The sequence below is a fragment of the Sphingobium sp. SA916 genome (assembly GCF_002894065.1).
GTDB lineage: Bacteria > Pseudomonadota > Alphaproteobacteria > Sphingomonadales > Sphingomonadaceae > Sphingobium > Sphingobium fuliginis.
This window is the reverse complement of the sequence record NZ_LXYF01000108.1, coordinates 1-3,336: the sequence shown is the minus strand read 5'-3', so window position 1 is coordinate 3,336 and position 3,336 is coordinate 1. Positions and strand designations below refer to the sequence as shown.

General features: G+C 60.6%; 3 protein-coding genes and 1 pseudogene. All 4 read right to left on the bottom strand.

Translation table 11 applies throughout. From position 1 onward, the window contains the following. Positions 1–560, bottom strand: a pseudogene (locus tag A8G00_RS24545) (site-specific integrase); the annotation flags it as partial. A gap of 581 nt (positions 561–1,141) precedes the next feature. Beyond that, the gene (locus A8G00_RS24540; protein WP_025551780.1) at positions 1,142–2,449 is read right to left on the bottom strand and encodes a type II toxin-antitoxin system HipA family toxin; all 1,308 of its coding nucleotides are present in this window, start codon (positions 2,447–2,449) and stop codon (positions 1,142–1,144) included. Further along, positions 2,450–2,797, bottom strand: coding sequence for a helix-turn-helix transcriptional regulator (locus A8G00_RS24535; protein WP_103001948.1), 348 nt, complete (start codon positions 2,795–2,797; stop codon positions 2,450–2,452). It abuts the gene before it with no gap. A gap of 380 nt (positions 2,798–3,177) precedes the next feature. Continuing rightward, positions 3,178–3,336: tyrosine-type recombinase/integrase (locus A8G00_RS24530; RefSeq protein ID WP_172451831.1), on the bottom strand; the 159-nt coding region annotated here is incomplete at its 5' end.

The following is a 3,336-nucleotide window of genomic DNA, read 5'->3' as shown; positions in this document are numbered from 1 at the left end:
AGCAGGGTGATGATCGGCTGTATGTGCGGTGAGTAGGCCTCGATCAGCCGGTCGCGGTCTTCCTTGCTGAGAAAGCGCACCCGTTCATTGTCGAACGGGATCGCCTTGATGCGCAGGGGCGGGAGGTCGTGCAGGTCGTGATGGACGTTGATCGCGGCCTGGAACACGGCGCGATAGCGATCCTGGCCCGCCGGGTCATGGCCGGTCAGATAGGCGCGGCGAAAATGCTCCCATGCCTGCTTGGGTTCGCGCAGGCTGAAGTCGCCGATCAGTCCGTTGAGCTTGCCGATACGCAGGACATCGGACGGGCAGGGTGGCCTGGCCTTTGTCAGGTAGCTTTGAAAGACGTCGGCTATTCTGCCTTGCGCCACGATCGCGGCCGGACCGAACATCAGCCGGTGCCGCAGCTTCGTCTCATGTTCTGCCATCAGGTGCGATGCGGCGTCGCGGTCGCTCGTTCCTGAACTGAACTCCTTGACCTTGATATGCTTGTCGCCAAGCGTGACGATGCCTCGAATATAGTAGATTCCGTTTTTCCCACGGGTACGGATGGAGAGCATGTGCATTTTTCCAATAGCATCTGATCGCGTGCTTGCACCGGGAGTTTCGCTTCAAATGTTTCAGCACAAGGCGCGTTAGGTTTCATGAAGTTCGGGCGCATGTCGTCGTCCGGCTTGATGCAGGTTCATGCTGAACCGGAACGGCGTGCGCGAGAGAGGAAGGTGCTCATCCGTCACATGGGGGCGCCCGGACTCGTGGCAATGCGCGGATGGGTCGGCCGACGACAGCCGTGATTGGTGGGCAGGGCGCGGGTGGCTCCTGCGCGGTTGCGGGACCGACCCTGCGGGCGGCTGACGTAGGCGCACCGCTTGCCATCTGGAATAGTTTGAGTAGCGTGCGCGACTCGGGATTTCGCTCCGATCGCCCGGCATTTGCATGCCCAGAATTTGCCCAAAAATTGATGGGCATGGCCAGGCCCTACGGCTCGCGGCAGGCAAACAAAAACCCCGCCAAACCGTTGATTTGGCGGGGTTTTCGATGGTGGGCGTGGCAAGGATTGAACTTGCGACCCCTGCGATGACGCAGGGTGACGCCCAGTGGTGGCGCCAGTCGTGGACGGTGTCCAGCCATCTCTCGAACTTCAAGAGCCGATCGGTATCTTTGCCGAACCTCGCACTTCCTGGACCAGCGCCAGCGTGTTGAGCCTTGCGAGAAGTGTTCCCGACCACCGCTCGCCCAGAAGTTCCGGCGCCGTAGCTGGCCAAGTGTCCAACGCACGTTCCACCGTCGCCTTGACCTCGCGAACGACCCACTTGGGGTCCACCCGCAGAAAGCTCGCCACTCGTTCGAATCGGTGGAGGTTGACAGTGTCGAAGCTGTGGGTGCGTACGAACCGTAGAGCGAGCGTGTCGCGCGGCTGAAAAAGGACAGTCGGAACAATGTCGTAGGCTGGTGACAAGCGGACCTGCCCCGGTTCAGGGAAACGGAAGGACCAGTTCTTGAGGTGATTATCGCCGTTGCCGATCAGCACGTCCGCGACAATGCGGCGGATTGCCTCGAGGATGTCGGCGCGGCGGTCAGTACTGAAGCGGCTGATCATGTTGATGACGGTTTCGGTGGTGGCCATGGTATATTTGCGATCCCCGATCGCTCCGATGACCTGCCCGGCGTCCTCAATGTGAATGCGCGTGTCGTCGGCTGCGCGATCGAACCGATCGACCACCAATACCTGCTCGCCGTGTTCGAGCATTTCGTCGGGTATACCCGCGACGGCGGCGCGCGGCATCAGCCGACAAGGCGCTGTCTCGACGCCGATCATGCCCGCCAGCGTCATTGCGCCATGCTCAGCTTCCGGAAGCCCGCGATAGGTATCGCTTGCTACCTTGATGATGCAGCGGCCGGTGTCGCCCCGGGCGGGAAGTGTAAGCCGTTCGCCGTCGATATTGGCGGTGAATTTGAGTTGGACTCCGGCGAGTGAGAATTTGACCACACCCTTAGGTTCTGCCGCCTTGAAGCCTTTTATAGATATCAGATCGAGAGGGCCGGCGGAGGCTGGTGTGTCGGTTTCGGCTGTAACCAGCACGGCGCCGGGAAGGTCGGCGCCCAGCCGGGTGAGCACGTCGAACTGGTCATGATCCCCGGGACCCATTTCGGTGAGCACCAGTTCGCGAAGCGCGCCTTCGGGAAGCAACCCGGCAAACCAGGGCGGGATCGAGCCGTGCAGGCCAATCTTGTCGCCACGAGCGGAAAGCCGGTCGCGGGTGCCTGCGTCAGACGTCGGATCATACCAGCCAAGGCTGAGTACGGGCCGTGCCGTGTCGCGGAGATAGGATTCGGACACTGTGAAGGCGACCGCGCCGTCGGCATCGCGCGTGAGCGTTCCTACCTTCACTGGCCCAAGCTTCGCATCAAGCAGGTGAACGCCGAGGATCGCGGAAGCCTTCCCCATCTAGCGGTTCTCCTCTTCGTCCTCATCGAGATCGACGAACAACTCCTCGAACGTCGAGCGCACCGGGTGGTTGAAGTCGATGCCGCGCGCGCCTTCGACCTGATTACGGACTGCGCTAACCTGGGCGCGTGGCACGAGGACGGGCACCAGATCCAGCGCGTCGCAGATCTCGGCGAATAGGGTCAGGCGGTCGCGACCCCGGCGGCCGCCGATCAGATCACGTTCGAGTTCAGAGATGCGCGCGCGATCACGACCAAGCCGCCGGGCCAATCCAAGTTGACTCATGGAGCGTCTGTCGCGCCAATGACGCAATTGATCCCCCAGGATAGAAAAAATATCCATTTGCATGCGGAATTCCGCTCTAAAAATATATACTATGCGGAATATCGCTACAGGAAAAATTTCGAAGATCAAGCGGAATTCCGCTCTAAGTGTTCGAAGATAGCGGTATCCCGCTCTCATATTCCCCCCGAAACTTTGTCGAGATGCATCAGGCCGCCGCAACAGGCGCGGGGATCTGGCTTCACACCCGCAACTGGTATCGACCGCGAGGCAGGCTACAATCCATGCCGCCATCAGTCGCTCGCTCAACCACTGAACAACCTCTCGAGGCGCTTTCTCTGATTGCGCTGCACCCTATGGGCGGCTTCGCTAGGCTATCGGTTCTCGCAGGAAATGGAGCAGACTGTGCGGTCTGCCCCAAATCCTTCTCGGACGTGCGGCTCGCTTTAGCTGAGCCTATTGATGGATTCACGCATGTGATCCACGCTGACGCTGGAATAGCGCTGGACCATGCGCAGCGACTTCCAGCCGCCCATGTTCATGATGGTGATGAGGTCGATCCCGGCCATGACGCAGTGCGATGCCCAGTGGTGTCGCCAGTCATG